This window comes from Puribacter membranae (assembly GCF_055380425.1).
Map to the genome: position 1 here is coordinate 2,366,238 of NZ_AP040167.1, position 17,876 is coordinate 2,384,113.

Sequence of the window (17,876 nt, forward strand, 5' to 3'; positions counted from 1 at the left end):
TATTTGCTGTGGGGACGGGCGTGGTCATTGCCACGCCCGATCGGTTACTTTGATTACGCGGCTTGCTTGTACAAATCGGCCAGATAGTTGGTGTTGAGGTTGACGATGTAGGTCACGCGCTCGGTCGCGGTCGGCGGCATGAAGTCGTAGCACAAAGTCAAGTGGCCGTTAGCCAGCTCCTCTTTGGTATTCAAAGTGCGGTCGAACCAGATGCGGCCATTAATGATCGCGCCCATGCCGATGAGTTTGCGAATGAACCCGCTACCGGTTTCGATGATGGAATCAATCGTCGCAGAATCCAGAGGTCGATCAATGAACTGCAAGGTCGCGTACTCCATCGACTCTTCGATAACGTCGGCGGTTCGGCGCACACAGATGAAGGTCGTCGGATCGCTCGATGCTGGGAATGCGGCCGAGCGGTTGCCCCATGTGCGCATGCCTGTGCCGAAGCTGTTGTAAATGGTCATGATGCCCGCCGCGTTGAGCAGATTTGCCTCAGAATTCGCGTCGTTAATCATTGCGTCGATTGGGCGCTCCATGCCAGTCATGCCGAGAATCTCTTGGTTTGAACCTGACCACCAGAAGCCTTTTTCGTGATCCCGACGAGCCTGCGCAAAAGCGGCAATCACCGAGTATGGATACAGGGTTTCTGCATTGGCCACGGTGTCGTACACCTTGAGCTGCGGATAGCACAGAGCGACACGGTCGGACGATGTATTGAAGTTAATCGTACCCAGCGCACCGCGTCCGGTGATAGCCTGCTGTGGTGTGATTCCAGCCGGTGCATCAATGTAAGCGATGGCTTTGATCGACGTAGCGGTGGCAATCAAATCGGTGGCCACGGCGTTGGTCGCAGAAAATACCGGCGCAATAAGCAATTTCGGGAAGAAGCCGAACAAAGCAAACGAGTCACGGAATGCCTTCATACCCGTGCGTTTGCCTGCCGCTGTGATCGTACCAATGATGTCGGCCGGTGTGACTTTGGTCGGGTCAGCATAGGTGTAGGATACTTTGAGCGTGGTGGTGGCGCTCGCAGTGGACGTAGGAATTGCCGAGCTGGTCGCTACGCGTGCGCCCACGCCGGTGCTGGTGTTCAGTGTGTATTCGGTTGCGGTAATGGCTGTACCCGTACTGGATTTGACCGACACTCCCGTGACCGCTGGATTGGCCAGCTTGAACGAGCCATCAATCTGAACCGTCACAACTTCATCTGTGACCGTCGTTTTATGCACAGACGGGTCGAGTACATTAATGACGATACAAACAGTCGCTTTTTGTTTGAAGCCATAGTTCAAAGCGTCGAGAATCGTGGTACCGGCTTTGTCCACACCAAATTGCGCCTGATCTTTCTCAGATGTGACAAGAATCGGCTCGCCGACTTTACCTTCGAGTGCTGTACCAATGATACCGACCACTGCGGTCGGAACAAAATTGACGGGGACTGAGCCTTTTTGCTTCTCAATGGTCTCCGCGCCGTGTAAATAACCTGCCATGATGAACTCCTAATTTTTTAAAAAACCTGCTGTGGGGAGGGTTTGCTTATTTGCTTTTGGGTTTGGTCGTGACTGCCGGAGTCTCGCCTGTGCCTGCCGGAGTCTCGCCTGTGCCTGCCGGAGGCTCGTTCACAACTGTGGCGGTAGGTGGGGCATCGCCGATTGGGATCAAATAGTCCATTTCGATCATGACCACGACGTGTTCATCGTCGTCTGGCAATTCGACCTCTGTATTGCGCCAAAGCATGACGTCACGGGTGGTTGCATCGTCATTTTTAACGGTGATGGCCGAGTTCGGCCCAGTGTATGTGTAGCGTTGATTTGGCATGATTGCTCCTATGGGGTGGTGGTTTTCGGTGGTTCAAAAACAAAATCGGTATGCTTGAGCGGTGGCGCGTTTTGACAATGCACATCTGTCCACGGCCCTATGACTGGGTTGACCGCGATGCGTGGGAAGAACGGCACGCTGGCGCGAATGCTGTATGTCCACACACCTTCGTTGTAGCCTTGAAACCCATCGGTGATGACGCGCATGACATCGGCGGCATATTCCGAACGCCAGCCGTGAATTGCACCGATGATGACGTTGAGCAAGTCGTACATACCCACACCGAGCACACCCTCTGCGACGGCATTCGGCTCGCGCAATGTACGGGCGAGGATGCTCACTTCGTATTCGGCGACGTCATTGCCACTGGTGCTTTGGGCGTATTTCGTGCCTTTGTAGATGACAAGCACTGTGCCGAGCGGGTGGCTTGCACTGAAGTTCGCCGGATTGTCCGGCCACGCCTGCACATCGACTGCGGGATATTGCTGACCCTCAACCGTGAGTGCGGCAGTGATTCGTGCGAGTAGATCGGACTCGTAATTGTGGATGCGGTTCATCGCTTATCCCTCCCGAAAAGGCTCGGCGGCTGGCCAAACATCGGCATGCCTGCACTCGCGTTATCGGACGGTGCGACGTCATCGCGTAACTGGCGGTAGTTCAGCAATACGCGGCCTTCGACCATTTGATTGAGCAGTTTGATGGCGTCCTCGTAGCGTTGACGAGCATCTTTGATGTCATCGGCAGGACGCAAGGTTTGCAGTCGGTAGACGGCGATGTCGCACGCCAATCGGATGAGCGCTGGGTGGTATTCAACCACCACGCTATCGTTGGTGCTTTGCGTGGCCACCAGCGGCAGTACGTAGCGCTGGCCGAGGTAGGTGTCAATCTCGGCAGTCGCGTCGATGAGTGCATTTTCTGCAACCGATACATTGACTGTCTGCGCATTGGCATCGGTCATGAGTCGCAATGCACGCTCTGAGTAGCGCGTCTGCAAGTGTTCGATCGTGGCGTATGAGGTTGGTGTGTTCATGGGCACATTTTGCGTACCCAGCTTGATTTTAGACAGTAAAGCGCTTTACTTATTGAGCTTTAAAATCAGCATATTCGCCAGTAAATTTTGGATAAAAAAACCGCCGAATCAAGGTCAATGAATCGGCGGTAAAGGAGTGATCAAATCACTCTGAAAGGAACGATTGATTATGCGGGAATATCTACATCGCGCACGATGAGCATCGGCTCATTGCGCAACTCGTCAATCTGCTCTTGAGTCAAATCGGACAACTTAACCGAGCGCGGCTCTGCTGCCCATTCGTGACCGGCACGGTAGAATACCGCGTCACGGGCGATGACTTCCAAGCCTTTTACGCTTTTTGCTTTTGTTGGAGCATCAGTAGGATTCTGCGGCGTTGTTGCGCCTGTTGCGTCAGATGCTGGTGGAGTTTTTTGCGGTGCATTTTTGGCTTCAGCCATGATAGGCTCCTATTCAAAGATTATTCATAATACGGTGGGCATCACGCCCACCGGTTCATTCAGATATTACGGCAACCACGTGGTGACGATGGTTTTCATCACGCCGCGCATGGTGTTGGTATTCGTACCCAGCACCGCCGCGTCGGTCACGTCACGCGCCGCTTTTTCGAGGCTCGGCCCGACGACCAACAGATTTGGCACAATGCCCAATGGCTCGCCATTTTCGCCTTTGTACGCCATCATTGCGGCGCGTGCGGCCATGACATTATCCATTGTCAATGCGGCTTTGCTGGCGTAGGCGGTCTGCCACAGGCCATAGCCGACGTTACAGCGACCATCCACGCCAAACACAAACTCATTACGCATAAACACATGGTCGGAGCTGTTCGGGTCAACCAAACTGGTGAAGCGAAAATCTTGGCGATTTTGGTAGATGACGGGTTTGAGTACTTTGGTCGTATCCAACAAAAACCACGTTGTACCCGAGCCGGATTGATAGTTGGATACTAAGTCTGTACCGCCATCTGGACGGCCAACAGGATGATTCGCATCGAAGAAGTATTGACCGTCCAAACCACGTGTACTCATGCCATTGGTCAGCATCGGAAACACCAATTTGTTTGGAAAGGTGCGTGCATTTTGACCCAGCTGTTTGAATGGAATATTAAAACCACCCAGCTTACGGTCAGCTATTTTTGCAGCAGGAACCGCCTGAGTACCTTCGAACGAACGGTTTTTAATCGTGTAGCTCGCTTCTGAAAGGTTTTGCAAGAACCGATCACCAATCCATTCACGAATAACGGACTGGTTTTTCATATAGCCGTATTCTTCGGATTCAGAATCGGAAGAAGTCACCGTTGCAATCATCTTCCAGTCATCTTCCATACCGGAGCCGGTCATCATAAAACCTTCGTCAAATACCGCTTTGAGACCGGTGTATGCGGCGGTGTATTGTTGTTGCGTAATCAGCATTTTTTGCTCCTTGTTGTTGTTTCCTCAAATGCTGTGCGGGTTTCCCGCGCAGCATTTCTATTAACCAAAAAAGTAGGGGTGTACTTTTTTGGATCAAACACTCATATCGACCCAAACCACGGTCACCGTACCAACCACCTCAACCTGCACCACCACACCCGCTTTGGCCGGATTCGAGGCCGGTGCGGTTTTGGTCACGGTCTGATCATCGAGCGCCCAGCAGTCTTTGCCGACATCGGTCACGGTCACATCGGTGGTCGCAAAGCCAAAACACGAACGGCGCACTACGACAATTTGCGCACCGGCCGTACCTGCGCTGTTGTCCACATTCATCATCGCCACTCCCATCGCGCGGCTGGTGGTTGCGTTGGCCGCCGGACGCGCAAAACCGGACGCATCCATCGCCACCATACCACCGGCAAAAATTTTCACACCGGCTGCCACTGGGTAGCCGATTTCCTTGATTTCACGCTCTTTTGTTGAGCGCGGTGCAGTTAAAGCTGCCATGTTGTTCTCCTATGAACGTTGATATTTACACGCGTGCGGCGGCGTAGGCTTCTGGAGTCAAGCCGAGTGATTTGCACACAGCCAGCTCATCTTCGGACAGTTGCACCGCATCCGCAGCACCGCCAGCCGGTGGTTGGCCTTGTGTCTGGTTCGATTTCAGCGCCGCCACCAGCGGTTTTGCGTCGGTCAAAAACGCCTTCAACGCAACCAGCGGCTGCTCGCGCCAGTATTTTTCATTCGGCGGCAAAATGCGACCATCGGCCAGTGCTGCGGTCATCAGCGCACCATGCTCGTCCTTCTCGGCCTGCGCTGTCAATGCGGCAAGCTGGTCAGAGACTGCTTTGTGTTCGGTCAGCGGGATGTGCTGTGCGGGGTCAAATTGATTCGCTTTCAGCGCGTCGTTTTCAGCTTTCAGCGCGACGATTTGCGCGTCCTGCTCGCCAACTTTCGAGGTCAACGCGACCACTGCTTCAACGGCAGATGATTCTGCCGCATCGGGTTTCAGCTTCAGCGCGGCCATTAACTGGGTCATGCTCATGGATTGCTCCTTTTTGGGTTGTGGAAGGGATGATTCAAGGGAAAGATTAAAATGCGCCGATAATGCGGCCATGCCCACTTCTCGGAGTACACCAAGCCCGGGGTCATTGGTCAGCGCAATGTGTAGCAACTGCTTTGGCGTGCCGGTGCGCGGGTCGTAGGTAAAGACCGGAGACAGATAGCGGTACTCCTCGTCGGCGATGTACTGCTTGGCTTTGGCCGTCCATTTCGGCACGCCAATCAGCCCAACATTCGGGTCAAATGCCAAGGCCGCAGGCGATATCCAACCAGCCGCTGGGGCAGGCAAACCATTTTTTTCAGACAGCAAAGTTTGATGCTCATAGTCAATCACGATGTCGGTATTGCCCTTACGCGCCAACGCTTCAGCGATTAGCGCCTGTGCACCCTGCGCGGTCAGATTCCATGATTTGAGCTTGCCACCCGTTTCTTTCGCAGGCCGACCATCACCCGACGCAAATTCGCCCACAGGCAAAATATGCAAAGGCATGGGCGTGCCACTGGCCGCCGTCTCAAAATCCGAGGCGAGCAGATCAAATGTCAGGTATGCGAGAGAGAGGTGCGAAGTAGTCATGGGCGCATTGTGCGCACCCAGACATTTTTTAAACAGTAAAGGGCTTTACTTATTGTGCTTCAATTAAAACATCTGCGAAAAATCCATAAATATGAATTTTTATTCTGACTGAGCAAAAAAATACCCCTGCGAACGATTCGCAGGGGGTTGTGTGCGTTTTTTTGTGCGAGTTGATGGGTTTGCTTAGGGCTTGCTTAAAAACCGCTAAAAACCATTGTTATTTGATAAGTGCTAATTCTCAAATAGTCATGTTTCCAATATATCAGCAGGATAGCAATAAACAAGAAAACATCAATCCAAAGAATCGGACTTTTCTTAATCGTATCCACAGTAGTCATATATTGTTTTTCAACAATAGTAAGCATAGCTTTTGCATCTCTATCTTCTTTCGCATCTTTCCTTAACTGAGTAATTCTTGGTGGGAATTTTCCTGTTTGGTAATGACCTACGAAACAAACAATAAACGATAGTATTGAAAATACTGCTGGCAGCGGCGTACTAATAGCAGCAACAATGAATGCAAATAAAATGACACTAAAAACAGTGTTCAAATACTTATACCATTCTCCCAACTCTCCCTCTATTTCCCGAAGCTCATTAAGAAAAGCAGCTCTTTCTCTTTCCTTTTTTCGTTTGTTACGTTTACTTTCCTCTGTTGAAAATTTAGTAGAAGTCGTTGGTATGTTCTTGTCATCTAATTTCCCAAAGTCATGTACCACCTCTTCATCCAACATTTCCTCTTCCTCACTCACCATCTTTCCTTTCGTCAATCCATCACAATTATGTCATCTGACAAGGTTTTTGCCAGTGTGAGCGGCCTCAAACGGCAGTTGCAATACTCGTAATTGCCTTTGATGTGCTGGTCTATCACATGTTTTAAGTTCTCACCATCCACCCGCCACGCTTTTCCTGAGAGAGCCAAACATTCAGGGGGGTGTACGAGGTGTTTCAGCTACCACCCACAAGGCATAAGGATGGCTCCATTTTGCTTCCAACATGGATTTCCAACGTTGCATAAAAAACTTTTTATGTTCGGCAATCATTTATTCCTCGCACGCCCATTTAGCCAGCGCATAGCCGGCCGTATTGGGAACAGCCGACTCCCACGCATCGTCCTCATCGCTATCCTCGTAAATCACACGCCCGCGCTGGTTGTGTTGGCTGTATGCCGTGCCTTGCATATATCGACGCTGAATAGGCATATTACAGTTGTATTCATAATAGGTGACGAGCGAGTTGTATTTCAGATTACCTGCAGATTGCGTTTTTTTATAGTTGGTCAAAATCCAAGCCTGAACAATTTTTGAATCGTCCGTGTTCATGGTCATCGTTTCATCATCAATATAAAAGCGATCACCTAATGTATTGGTGTAAACCAACGACCACTCGGCGTGCGCCACACCTGTAAATAATGCCAAGCTCATTACTGCCATTTTAAATGTTTTCATTTTGTTTCCTCTTTAATAACCAATTCAAGCAACCTCAAATGCTCTGCCATTTCAAGCAAAATTTTTTGCGAACCTTCACTCAAAGCTTTGTAAATATAAGACATTCGTTCATTGTCGTCCATCTCATCTTTTTGCATTTGTTTTTCAATAGCTTCAAATTCTGCCGAGCGAATACCCATAAAAACAAAATCAGCGTCAATACCTAAGTCAGGCCGCTTGGCGATCAAAGCCAAAACCTCCTTGTCAGGAAACGCATCTCTTTTTTTGCGTTCGGCAAAAGCAGTGGTGGACATACCGAGCAACTCGGCAACCTCTTTATCTTTGCTGACACGTAGCTCATATTTGAGTCGTTTCAGCGCGTCTGAAAAAAAATTCATATTCACCTTGACATATTAAATTTATATGAATTAAAATTCATATAAATGGATTAACACAGGAGCCTGAAAAATGACCCCAACGCAAGTAAAAACCCGATTCGCGCAAAACGGAGAAACCTTTAAAGACTGGGCAACCAAGCACGGTTACAAGGTTCAACACGTTTATTTAGTACTCAATGGACAGTGCAAAGCCAAGCGCGGAAAAGGACACGAAATTGCAGTGAAGCTTGGTTTGAAATAAACGGAAATCCATATTTATGAATTTTATCACCTGAAACATTATTGCACAAATTGAAAGTTCATTATGCTTAACCAGCCAGAATTTCAAGCCCCAAATCTACGACTCAAGCAGCATTTAAATCTAATCACAGACAAAGACGTTGCTTCTTTTCTTGGGTTGTCAGCTCGTGCTTGGTGCGCCAGAAAGAGGAGAAACAGATTTCCGGTTGAAGAACTGATGGTTTTTGCAAGCCGACACCCTGAGTACAAAATTGATATTAATTACATCCTATACGGCACTTCGAGTTTGGCGAAGGGTCTCGATATCAAAGATGTCGAGTTAGCCAGAGATTTGGAAAAACGGTTGAACTTGAGCCTTGAAAATAGCCAGTTCATTGCTTTAGTCCATTTCATGTCTGAGGTGAGCAAATGAGCAAATACATATCCCTACCTCAACAACGTGTCCTACGCACCCTCGATGTGCTGTTCGGCCACGAAGTGCAGGGGCTGTCACTGACGCAAATCTCAAAGCTGGTCGGCACGACGCTCCCGAACTCCACCCGCGACCTCGCCAACCTACGCGAGGCTGGCTATGCCGAGCAGATTGAAGGCACGGGCAACTGGCGCATCACCCCACGCATCGGCCAGCGTGCTTTAGCCATCCTGCACACACTCGATAGAGAAACACGGCGACTGGACGAAATCAAGAACCGCTTTACCCGCACAAACTAAACCAATAAATGAAAGGAAAAAAATGGCACGAACCCCGCACCCCGACGCAACGATTATCGACGCGGATGTCAATCCGACGGCCTTTGCACAAGCATCTCAGACGCTCAACGAGCTGGCGGTATATGACGCAGAACAAGCCGAAAAAGTACAGAGCCTTGCAACTCAATTGCAATATGAGGGGACGCTAACCGTTGGCACACTGGAAGATGAAATTCGCTTCTACGTCCGCCGCACGGTGGAGGAATGCTTAGAGGTGGGCAAACGTTTGATCCTGCTCAAAGAGTTAACGCCGCACGGCGAATTTTCAGGGCGTATCGATTCTTTGGGTCTGAATCTGCGCACGGCTCAAAGGTTCATGATGGCGGCATCGCAAGCCGCCAAAAGCGACAAATTGTCGCTTTTGAGTACGCGGGTTAAAAACGTCAGTGCGTTTTTCGAGCTGGTGATGTGGGACGACGCTGAATTAGAGAGCCTCGACGACATCGATGACATCGACTGCATGAGTGCAACCGAGTTGCGCAAAGCCTTACGCGACAAAAAAGCCGAAGCCGAAGCGACCGATAAAGTTTTGGCCAGCAAAGCCAGAGAAATCACACGATTGCAAAAAGAAGTCGCCAAGGCCACGCCCGCGCAAACAGACTGGCCAGCCCAGCACGAACTCTATATCGCCCAGGCGCAAAAGGCGGGGCGCGCGATCAAAGCCGAACTCGGCGCGCTTGATCTCATCCGCGAGCAAGCGATGAACCTCGAAGCAGAAGACGGCGAAAACGAGACCGCGCTCAATCAAGCCCGCGAAACCCTCGCCAGCGAGCTGGTACACATCCACAACTCATGCGCCGAAATGCTGAGAGCCATCGGCTACACGTTTGACAACACACTGGGCAACTTCACAGAGGCACGGATTGATTTGTTTGCTCTGCCGAGTGGCCAACACACTGCCGAATAACCCTGTCGGACGACATTATGAAACCCCGCCAAACATTATCAGCCGAACTCATCGCCCAGCTACTGAGCCTCAAAGCCCAGCTTGAAACCTGCGCCCACGGCGAGTCATCGGCTCTGGTAGCGGGCTATGCCCAGACCCACGGCTATGCCACGCAAACGGTCTGGCGTTGGTTACGCAACCATGCCGGTTACACAAGCGGTCGTAAAAAGCGTGCGGATGCGGGGCAGACCCGCCTCGCACCGGAGGCACTGCAGTTCATCGCCGCGAGCAAATCGGTGTCGGTGAGGCTGACCGGCAAATCAACCAAACCCACGGCGGTAGCGATGAATGTCGCGGATGCGAATGGTTTTGATGTCAACGTATCCGCCAGCCGGATCAATACGCTGCTGCGTCAGAACCGCATGGATGCCAAGGCACAGGCGAAAGCCCGCAACCACGGCGAACTGCGCAGTCTGTACCCGAATCATGTGCATCAAATTGACCCGTCACTGTGTCTGGTGTTCTATATCTGCGGCAAACAGCGCATCATGACATCGGAGCAGTTCAACAAAAATAAACCCACGTCGATGGACAAGGTCAAGCTGAAAGTCTGGCGTTATGTGCGCTACGACCATGCCAGCGGCACGCTGGATGTGCGCTACTTTGAGGCCGCCGGTGAGAATCAGACCGTACTGTTTGAATTTTTGATGTACACATGGGGCAAACAGCCGCACCGTCAAAGTTATGGCATCCCCGCAATATTGCTCTGGGATAAAGGCTCGGCAAATACCAGCGCGGCGGTGTGTCGTCTGCTCGACGCCCTCGGTGTCAATCATCAGACCCACGCGACGCACCATGCGTGGGTGAAAGGCGGCGTGGAGAATGGTAACAACATCGTTGAGACGCATTTCGAGTCCCGCTTGCGCGATGAACCGGTGGATAACATTGACCAGCTTAACGCCGCCGCACAAAACTGGGTGCGTGATTACAACGCGAACGCGATCAAATTTGTGGACTGCCGCGTGCGTCGGATGGATGGCAAAGCCTATGTGCGCGATGATTTGTGGCAACACATCCAAGCCGGTCAACTGATTACGCTGCCGGAGCGCAAGGTGTGCGCGTGGTTCATGCACGGTCGCGTGGAAACCCGCACGGTGACCAACTGCCGCATCAGTTTCGCTCATCCGCAGTGCGACGGTTCGCAAAACTATGACCTCAAGCAATGGGCTGAGTTTCTGGCCAATGGCGAAAAGGTCAAAGTCACGCCGTTACTGCTCGGCACGTCTTGTGATGTTGTCGGTGCGATCCGCATCGAGATTGAGCGTCTGGCCGATGATCCGCTGATCGTGGAGGTCTCGCCGACGATTGATTTTGACGCGTTCGGACGGCCAGCCAGCGCACCCGTCATTGGCGCAGAGTACCGCTCTGCACCGGACACCGCCGCGACCATCGCCGCCAAGCAGATTGCTCAGACCGCTTACGGCGTGGCCACGCTGGACGAAGCCGAGGCGAAAAAACGCGAGAACGCGCGCCCATTTGCACACCTCAATGGTGGCAAGGGCGCAGTCGCGCACTCGCACCTTGGCAAAGAAGATTTACCGATTCGCATGCCACGCCCTGCGCAAACACTGGATACACCGGCCATCGCCGCCGCGCAAACTGCGCAAGTGGATACGGTGCGCCTCACGCACACACAAGCCGCGATCCAGCTCAAACAAATGCTCGGACGCAACCTCACAACGGATGAGTACACATGGATGCGCCACCGCTACGCCGACGGAATCTATGAAACCGAACTGTCCACGATTGCCAGTCATTATCGCGGTGAAGTGGCTGAGAAGGCCACCGGTACGCATACCGGAACGAAATTTAAGGTGGTGAAATGAACAAACTCAAAAAACTGCTCCAAGTCCTCGGCATCGCGCAAGCTGAAATGGCACGCGCCGTCGGCATCAGCGCAGGCACATTCGCGGACATCCTGAACCACGGAAAATTGCCGAATAACTGGAACGTTTTGCGCAATCGCATCGAACTCGAATTAAAACAAGCAGGCGCAAAACCTGCGGTCATCAAACGGGCATTGACACCGTCCGTACAAAAAAACGCCCAAGGTGACGGCAATCACCAAGGGCGCGGGGTTCATCAAAACCCTTTGAAACATCCTAACAACACGAAAGGACACGAAATGTTACTACAAAAACAGGCACTCACGCCAGCGGCGCGTCAGCACTTTGCGATACCGCGCGACCCGTTCACCGATGACGTACAGGCCGCCGATGACGTATTCCTCACGCCCGACGCGCGCTATGTGCGCGAATCAATGTGGGCGTGCGCCAAGCACGGCGGTATGCTCGCCGTCGTCGGCGAGTCCGGCGCTGGCAAGTCAACTCTGCGCCGCGATTTCATCGACCGAGTGAACCGCGAACAAGCCTCCATCATCGTGATTGAGCCGTATGTGCTGGCGATGGAAGAGAACGACATGAAAGGCAAAACGCTCAAATCCGCGCAGATCGCCGAGGCCATCATTGCCAGCATCAATCCGCTGGAGAAGCCGAAACGCTCATCCGAAGCGCGATTCCGCCAACTGCACAGTCTGCTCAAAGAATCGAACCGCAGTGGCAACCGTCATGTGCTGGTGATCGAAGAAGCACACTGCCTGCCCACCGCCACGCTCAAGCATCTAAAGCGATTTTTTGAACTCGAAGATGGTTTCAAAAAACTGCTGTCCATCATTTTGATTGGCCAGCAAGAGTTGAAGATGAAATTGTCGGACAAAAACACGGAGGTGCGTGAGGTCGTGCAGCGTTGCGAAGTCGCAGAATTACAGCCGCTGGACAACTACTTGCAAGAATACTTGGCTTTCAAATTCAAGCGTGTCGGCATCGACGTGGCCGCGATTTTTGAGTCCGGCGCAGTCGATGCACTGCGTGCCAAGCTGACATTTAACACCCAAGCACCGCGTGCGCAAGGACGCGCCTACGCCGCACAAACCACCAGCTTGCTTTACCCGCTGGCCGTGGCCAACGTGGTCACTGCCGCGCTGAACATGGCCGTCGGCATCGGTGCGCCGGTGGTGTCCGCCGACATCGTGAAGGAGGTGTGAGATGGCAAAAATTATCATCACAATCGAAGACACCAGTGATACAGGGTTTCTGGTCACAGACGAGGGAGACACCATTGCTAATCCAACGCAAGAATCAACATTAGCCCAGATTTTTGCATGGTTTGTAGTCAAAGTGATTCAACGTCAAGTATTCGAAACCGGTGGCAAATTAGTAAGTCTGGAGGATTGAAATGGCACAACTAAGTAACTTAATACATTGCAAAGTGCGCGTCATCACTGAATTGTGCAAAGTCTACGAATACGAGCAGGATAGCCTCAGCACCATGCACGCGCTGGAAGACGCAATAGAACGCTTCGGTGATGAACGCTGCCGCATTCATGTCAAGGCTGACGGTGTCAGTCTGTTTCGCCACCCGCGAGTGCAGGTGTCATGATGCAAATCCGCTGTCCGTCCTGCGGTGCTGAAATGTCGCTCGAAGCCGTGATTGACAACGACGCGGCGGCACAAGCACTCACGCTCGCATTGTCGATCACACCGCTCGGCAAACTGATCGTGCGCTACCTTGCGCTGTTTCGTCCGTCAAAGTCCAAGCTGTCATGGCCACGCGTGGTGACCCTGCTGGGCGAACTGATGCCGATGATTGAGAGCCAACGCATCGAGCGCAATGGCACGCTGTACGAAGCCCCGCATGACGTCTGGTGCGCGGCGATTGAACAGATGCTCGCTACGCGCGACGCAGGCCGACTGCAGACACCGTTGAAAAGCCACGGCTATCTGCTGGAAGTCATCATCAGCACCGCCGCACGCCAGCCTGTAGGGGCGCATGATTCCGCCCAATTGGTAGCCGGTACAGGGTTGGTCAACGGGTCATCGACCCACGCGCATAAACCCCAGTCCGGCACGGCTGCGGCGATCACCGCACTGGAGCAACGCAAGCGAGGCGAAAGATGAATGCACCGGCATGGCTCGAAAACAGTGTAATCGAAGGACTGCAACGCCTGCTCATCCTGCGCCTGCGCAATGCACCTGCGAACGATACTGTAGACGCACTGCTGAATGTATGGCTGGAAGTCATGATGTCGGCACAGGCTTGGGATGAGCGCCGAGATGTGCCGCGCCTACGCACCGCATTCATGAGCGTGGCCAGCACAACGGACACATGGCCGTCACCGGCGCAAATCATCAAAGCCATGCCAAAGCCTGAGCCACAGCCGTATTTGCCGCCACCGCTGCCCAAAGTTGATCCTGCGCATGTGGCCAAATGCCAAGCCAAAATTGCCGAGTTTCAACGGCAGATTTTTAAAAAAGTGAGATGAACAATGACCCCAAAAATCAAAGCTGAAATTATCGAGTTTGCCGCCGGTCAGCTACTCGAAAAAATCGAGCAATTGGAGCAACTGATGCCACCGTGCATGCTCAAAGAATATCGCCCCAGCGTCGGCCAGCCGTATCAAGCCTGCCCAGACTTTGCAGCTGTCCGACAAGCGGTGCGCAATATGACCCAGAACCATCAAACCCACCAACCCAATCAACCATAGGAGTACTCAATGGCAACCAAAAAATTGAAAACCAAAGCACTGGTCACGCAAGCCCCGCAATCGCGCGATCAAGTGGTTGAACACATCCGCACCATTGGTGATTTGACCCGCCAACGCACACGACTGGCAGCGACCATGAACGACGGCATTGCCGCATTGCAAGAGCAGTACGCGCAAGAAGCCGACCCGATCAACGAGCGCATTGAGGCATTGCAAGCAGGCGTACACGTCTGGTGCGAGGCCAATCGTGCCGCGATCACCGACAACGGCAAAGTCAAATACGCCGACTTTGTGACCGGCACGGTGAAATGGCGTGCGGGAAGAGAAAGCGTTGGTCTGCGCAAAGTCGAAGCCATCATCGAAGCGCTTAAACGCCACGGTCTGCACCGTTTTGTTCGCGTCAAGGAAGAGGTCAACAAAGACGCCATCCTTGCTGACAAAAAGGCTGTTTCGGGCATCGCAGGCATCACGATCAATGGCGGCGATGAAGAGTTTGTGATTGAGCCGCATGATCAGGAATTGCAATCATGAACTTTGGAGTTTGGCAAATCATATTTTTGTTTTGGATAGCGTTGGGCTTACTTGTAGGCGCCAATGCGCATGGCAAGCCAAGGACGGGAGATCACAGCTTTTGGATCACGTTCACCTCCTACGCAATAATTTTTACCATTGTCTATATGGGTGGATTTTTTAAATAAACCAAAGGAGCAATCATGCGCAATAAAACTCAAGCACGCCACTACCGTTTAACCCAAAGCGCGAGCTACACCAAACGCGGCACAGGCCGTCGTCATCTGCAGGGTAAGACGCGCCCAAAGGATTAATTGCACGCCCAGTCCAGTACATACGCGGACGTGCGATCAGAACAATGACTTTTGATGAAATTTATATCAATGGCATTGCATACCCGCTACGCGGGACATTTCAACTGCCTGAATTGGCATAACCATAGGAGCAACACATGAACAAGCAAGACCTTATTAACTACGTATCCGCCGACACCGGCTTGTCAAAAGTCGATGCAAAGAAAGCGGTCGAATCGGTATTTGATAACATCAAAACCGCTTTGAGCAAGGCCGATACTGCTCAATTCATCGGCTTTGGTACATTCAAAGTCGAACACCGAGAAGCTCGCGAAGGCCGCAACCCACAGACCGGTGAGCCGATGCAAATCTCTGCTAAAAACGTTGTGAAATTCAAAGCGGGTAAAGAGCTGGCCGACGCGGTGTAGTCGCTGACTCCAGCCGCTTGACCGTAAGCAGGCGGCTGGGGTGAGCAGATTACACTCAGGCGGCCTTTCTCCCATCGCGAAGCGCCAAGCGACGACATAAGTACGTTCGATATCCGGTAGACGATCCGCCGAATAACACATCAACACCGGAGCGGCAAACGTACGGGCGCAATTGATAAAGGACAATGAAATGGAACACGAAAAAATCATCGACAAGATTAAAAAATGTCTGGCGCTGTCAAACTCGGACAATCCGCACGAAGCCGCCGCCGCACTGCGCCAAGCGCAGAAGCTCATGGAGATGCACAATTTGACTGAACTGGATATCAGCCTTTCGGACGTGCAAGAGTGTTCGGCCAAAGCGCCCAGCGTGGACATGGTGCGCTGGGAAGCCGCACTCGCGGACTTGGTAGCCAGAGCGTTTGGTTGCACGGTGTTCAGCTCGCAAAGCGCACGCTGGCTCAATATGCGCACGCGGCGAATCCATCACTACGTGTTTATCGGCGTTGAACCAGCGGCGCAGATCGCACAGTATGCGTTTGAAGTTTTGTCCGAGCAATGCGCCAAAGCGCGCCGCCGCTATATCAGCGCACAGCGAAAAAACTGCAAAGCCAGTACAAAAACCGCGCGAGGCGATGCCTTCGCCGAAGGCTATGTCCTCGGTTTGCAAAATTTGGTTCGGCGATTTGCGAATCCAGAGGGTAGTCAAAAGCTAATCGAACACTACCTCAGCCAAAAACATCCGAATCTCGGAACAAAGGATGCCAAAGATCGGGTGACGGGTAAAAATATCACCCACAATGACCGATTTAACGGCCGCATGGAGGCACGAAACGCGCAACTGCATCAGGGTGTCGGCGGCAAAAAACCACAAGGACTACTGTCATGAGCAACCGCACGCACGCGCAAATCCGCACGTCTGAACTGGCGCAGATTCACATTGCAAAAAAGCAACTCGGTTTGTCTGAGGATGACTACCGCGCTGCCGTCCAGTTGGCAAGCGGTGGCACGACGGACTCAGCGGGTGAACTAACGTCAAAACAACGCGCAACATTGATCGCGCATTTCAAACGCTCAGGATTCAAAGTGCGCCACGCGCGCAAAGACAGCACGGGTAAGCGACGCACGCCGAGTCGTCCAGTCGCTGACCGCTCAGAACAAGTCAAAATGATGCGCGCGCTGTGGCTGCGTCTGCACGAATCGGGCGCAATTGAAAATGCGGACGAACAGGGGCTGGTGACGTTTGCGACCAAGCACACAGGCATCAAAGCACTGGAGTGGCTGAGTGTGGAGCAAGGGCAGAAGTTGATTGAGATGTTGAAAAATTGGCTGGCTCGTGTACGCATCAAACCGTTTCGCGCGGATTGGGCTGAGTTGCACCGACTCGGTGCGGTTGGTTCAAAATCAGACAGTTTCATTCGCCACGCGCTTCTCAAAATGTTAAAAGTAGACGTCGTGGAATGCGAACTATTGCAACATCAGCAGTGTTTGGATAAAGTCCGAGCATGGACTTTAGACGTGATAAACAAACAGCAGTGAGTGAGGCCAAAATGAATGCACACGTTAAATTTCCCGATGGATACCCTGAGTTGCTTGAGCAAATGGGGCATGTGGTCGCGCGCAGACTGGCGAGCCACGGCGTACCTGCCAATGAATTGCAAGAGTTGACAATGGCTATCATGGAAGAGATTCGCTTTGAGGTCGGTGGACACGGTCAATACATCCCGAAAGGTCATTTGTTTGAGCTTTCATTGCGCGACGAGGAAATTTACAATCAGTTCAAAGGCAATAATTACTATGAACTGGCGCGCAAATACGGACTGACTGAAATGCAAATCCGTACCATCACAAAACGAGGACGTCTGCGGGATTTGGAGCGCCGTCAGGGTTCGTTAATCTGATACCGCGTGATTAAGTAAAGCGCTTTACTTTCGATTTTAATGACACCGCCGGACAATGGCGGTGTCTTTTTTTATCGGAGCGCATTGTGAAAACCAGTTCAGCGGGCTTGGCCATCATTAAAAAATGGGAATCATTCCGGAGTAAGCCGTATCTGTGCCCTGCCCGTGTTCCGACTATTGGCTATGGTTCGACACTGTACCCCGATGGCCGTGCAGTCAGACTGAGCGATCCCGCGATTACCGAGACACAGGCGGTTGAAATTCTGGCGGCGACATTGGTCAAATACGAGGATGCAGTACGACGCTACACCGCTAACGCCAGAAAACCGCTCAATCAAAACCAATTCGACGCTTTGGTCTCGTTTACGTACAACGTCGGCATCGGCAATTTGCAAACGTCGTCTTTGTTGCGTTTGGTCAATGCCGGTAACTTCGCCGGTGCGAGCCGCGAATTCGGCAAGTGGATTTTTTCCAAGGGCAAAAAACTACAAGGCTTGGCGAATCGCCGCGCCGATGAAGCCCGTCTTTTCATGAGCTGAGG

The 17,876-nt window shown here is 52.1% G+C and carries 28 protein-coding genes; 17 read left to right on the top strand and 11 right to left on the bottom strand.

Annotation, left to right across the window (positions count from 1 at the left end):
• Positions 1-53: 53 nt before the first annotated feature.
• The 11 genes from ACZ41M_RS11465 to ACZ41M_RS11515 form a co-directional block, all read right to left on the bottom strand.
• The gene (locus ACZ41M_RS11465; RefSeq protein ID WP_464731051.1) at positions 54-1,493 is read right to left on the bottom strand and encodes a phage tail sheath subtilisin-like domain-containing protein; all 1,440 of its coding nucleotides are present in this window, start codon (positions 1,491-1,493) and stop codon (positions 54-56) included.
• A 46-nt stretch (positions 1,494-1,539) separates the two neighbouring features.
• A complete protein-coding gene (locus tag ACZ41M_RS11470) occupies positions 1,540-1,821 on the bottom strand; it encodes a hypothetical protein (protein WP_464731050.1) in 282 nt (93 codons plus the stop codon).
• 8 nt (positions 1,822-1,829) lie between these two features.
• Positions 1,830-2,378 (bottom strand): Gp37 family protein, encoded by a 549-nt coding sequence (locus ACZ41M_RS11475; RefSeq protein ID WP_464731049.1) that lies wholly within the window; start codon positions 2,376-2,378, stop codon positions 1,830-1,832.
• On the bottom strand, positions 2,375-2,851 hold the full coding sequence (locus ACZ41M_RS11480) for a gp436 family protein (protein ID WP_464731048.1): 477 nt from the start codon (positions 2,849-2,851) through the stop codon (positions 2,375-2,377). Before ACZ41M_RS11480 ends, ACZ41M_RS11475 begins: the two co-directional genes overlap by 4 nt.
• 167 nt (positions 2,852-3,018) lie before the next feature.
• Positions 3,019-3,291: a hypothetical protein gene (locus ACZ41M_RS11485; RefSeq protein WP_464731047.1), complete on the bottom strand. Its 273-nt coding sequence runs from the start codon at positions 3,289-3,291 to the stop codon at positions 3,019-3,021.
• A 66-nt stretch (positions 3,292-3,357) separates the two neighbouring features.
• The gene (locus tag ACZ41M_RS11490) at positions 3,358-4,263 is read right to left on the bottom strand and encodes a Mu-like prophage major head subunit gpT family protein (protein WP_464731046.1); all 906 of its coding nucleotides are present in this window, start codon (positions 4,261-4,263) and stop codon (positions 3,358-3,360) included.
• Between the two features lie 93 nt (positions 4,264-4,356).
• Positions 4,357-4,770 carry a hypothetical protein gene (locus ACZ41M_RS11495; protein WP_464731045.1) on the bottom strand — a complete coding sequence of 138 codons (414 nt, stop codon included), beginning with the start codon at positions 4,768-4,770 and terminating at the stop codon, positions 4,357-4,359.
• Positions 4,771-4,795: 25 nt separating this feature from the next.
• Positions 4,796-5,899: a phage protease gene (locus tag ACZ41M_RS11500; RefSeq protein WP_464731044.1), complete on the bottom strand. Its 1,104-nt coding sequence runs from the start codon at positions 5,897-5,899 to the stop codon at positions 4,796-4,798.
• 194 nt (positions 5,900-6,093) lie between these two features.
• Complete coding sequence (locus tag ACZ41M_RS11505; RefSeq protein WP_464731043.1) at positions 6,094-6,651, bottom strand: hypothetical protein; 558 nt, start codon at positions 6,649-6,651, stop codon at positions 6,094-6,096.
• Between the two features lie 291 nt (positions 6,652-6,942).
• Entirely contained in the window at positions 6,943-7,347 is a 405-nt protein-coding gene (locus ACZ41M_RS11510; RefSeq protein WP_464731042.1) for a surface-adhesin E family protein, read from the bottom strand.
• Entirely contained in the window at positions 7,344-7,724 is a 381-nt protein-coding gene (locus tag ACZ41M_RS11515; RefSeq protein ID WP_464731041.1) for a helix-turn-helix domain-containing protein, read from the bottom strand. Before ACZ41M_RS11515 ends, ACZ41M_RS11510 begins: the two co-directional genes overlap by 4 nt.
• Positions 7,725-7,794: 70 nt before the next feature.
• Between ACZ41M_RS11515 and ACZ41M_RS11520 the strand changes: the two genes are divergently transcribed.
• The 17 genes from ACZ41M_RS11520 (at position 7,795) to ACZ41M_RS11600 (ending at position 17,874) form a co-directional block, all read left to right on the top strand.
• On the top strand, positions 7,795-7,965 hold the full coding sequence (locus ACZ41M_RS11520) for a DNA-binding protein (RefSeq protein WP_464731040.1): 171 nt from the start codon (positions 7,795-7,797) through the stop codon (positions 7,963-7,965).
• 63 nt (positions 7,966-8,028) lie between these two features.
• Positions 8,029-8,376, top strand: a complete 348-nt coding sequence (locus ACZ41M_RS11525; RefSeq protein ID WP_464731039.1) for a helix-turn-helix domain-containing protein — start codon at positions 8,029-8,031, stop codon at positions 8,374-8,376.
• Entirely contained in the window at positions 8,373-8,675 is a 303-nt protein-coding gene (locus tag ACZ41M_RS11530; protein ID WP_464731038.1) for a helix-turn-helix domain-containing protein, read from the top strand. The genes ACZ41M_RS11525 and ACZ41M_RS11530 overlap by 4 nt, the downstream gene beginning before the upstream one ends.
• Before the next feature lie 22 nt (positions 8,676-8,697).
• The gene (locus ACZ41M_RS11535; protein WP_464731037.1) at positions 8,698-9,621 is read left to right on the top strand and encodes a hypothetical protein; all 924 of its coding nucleotides are present in this window, start codon (positions 8,698-8,700) and stop codon (positions 9,619-9,621) included.
• Between the two features lie 17 nt (positions 9,622-9,638).
• Positions 9,639-11,486 (top strand): transposase, encoded by a 1,848-nt coding sequence (locus ACZ41M_RS11540; protein WP_464731036.1) that lies wholly within the window; start codon positions 9,639-9,641, stop codon positions 11,484-11,486.
• Complete coding sequence (locus tag ACZ41M_RS11545; protein ID WP_464731035.1) at positions 11,483-12,703, top strand: ExeA family protein; 1,221 nt, start codon at positions 11,483-11,485, stop codon at positions 12,701-12,703. Before ACZ41M_RS11540 ends, ACZ41M_RS11545 begins: the two co-directional genes overlap by 4 nt.
• Before the next feature lies 1 nt (position 12,704).
• Positions 12,705-12,893 (top strand): hypothetical protein, encoded by a 189-nt coding sequence (locus ACZ41M_RS11550; protein WP_464731034.1) that lies wholly within the window; start codon positions 12,705-12,707, stop codon positions 12,891-12,893.
• A gap of 1 nt (position 12,894) precedes the next feature.
• Positions 12,895-13,098 carry a hypothetical protein gene (locus ACZ41M_RS11555; RefSeq protein ID WP_464731033.1) on the top strand — a complete coding sequence of 68 codons (204 nt, stop codon included), beginning with the start codon at positions 12,895-12,897 and terminating at the stop codon, positions 13,096-13,098.
• Complete coding sequence (locus ACZ41M_RS11560) at positions 13,095-13,616, top strand: hypothetical protein (RefSeq protein WP_464731032.1); 522 nt, start codon at positions 13,095-13,097, stop codon at positions 13,614-13,616. Before ACZ41M_RS11555 ends, ACZ41M_RS11560 begins: the two co-directional genes overlap by 4 nt.
• Complete coding sequence (locus ACZ41M_RS11565; protein WP_464731031.1) at positions 13,613-13,981, top strand: hypothetical protein; 369 nt, start codon at positions 13,613-13,615, stop codon at positions 13,979-13,981. The genes ACZ41M_RS11560 and ACZ41M_RS11565 overlap by 4 nt, the downstream gene beginning before the upstream one ends.
• Positions 13,982-13,984: 3 nt before the next feature.
• Positions 13,985-14,203, top strand: coding sequence for a hypothetical protein (locus ACZ41M_RS11570; protein WP_464731030.1), 219 nt, complete (start codon positions 13,985-13,987; stop codon positions 14,201-14,203).
• A 9-nt stretch (positions 14,204-14,212) separates the two neighbouring features.
• Complete coding sequence (locus ACZ41M_RS11575; RefSeq protein WP_464731029.1) at positions 14,213-14,734, top strand: host-nuclease inhibitor Gam family protein; 522 nt, start codon at positions 14,213-14,215, stop codon at positions 14,732-14,734.
• A gap of 430 nt (positions 14,735-15,164) precedes the next feature.
• The gene (locus ACZ41M_RS11580) at positions 15,165-15,434 is read left to right on the top strand and encodes an HU family DNA-binding protein (RefSeq protein WP_464731028.1); all 270 of its coding nucleotides are present in this window, start codon (positions 15,165-15,167) and stop codon (positions 15,432-15,434) included.
• A gap of 190 nt (positions 15,435-15,624) precedes the next feature.
• Positions 15,625-16,323, top strand: coding sequence for a DUF2786 domain-containing protein (locus ACZ41M_RS11585; RefSeq protein WP_464731027.1), 699 nt, complete (start codon positions 15,625-15,627; stop codon positions 16,321-16,323).
• On the top strand, positions 16,320-16,973 hold the full coding sequence (locus ACZ41M_RS11590; protein WP_464731026.1) for a phage protein GemA/Gp16 family protein: 654 nt from the start codon (positions 16,320-16,322) through the stop codon (positions 16,971-16,973). Before ACZ41M_RS11585 ends, ACZ41M_RS11590 begins: the two co-directional genes overlap by 4 nt.
• Before the next feature lie 11 nt (positions 16,974-16,984).
• Positions 16,985-17,335 (top strand): Mor transcription activator family protein, encoded by a 351-nt coding sequence (locus ACZ41M_RS11595; RefSeq protein ID WP_464731025.1) that lies wholly within the window; start codon positions 16,985-16,987, stop codon positions 17,333-17,335.
• A gap of 86 nt (positions 17,336-17,421) precedes the next feature.
• Positions 17,422-17,874 (top strand): lysozyme, encoded by a 453-nt coding sequence (locus ACZ41M_RS11600; protein ID WP_464731024.1) that lies wholly within the window; start codon positions 17,422-17,424, stop codon positions 17,872-17,874.
• Positions 17,875-17,876: the final 2 nt, after the last annotated feature.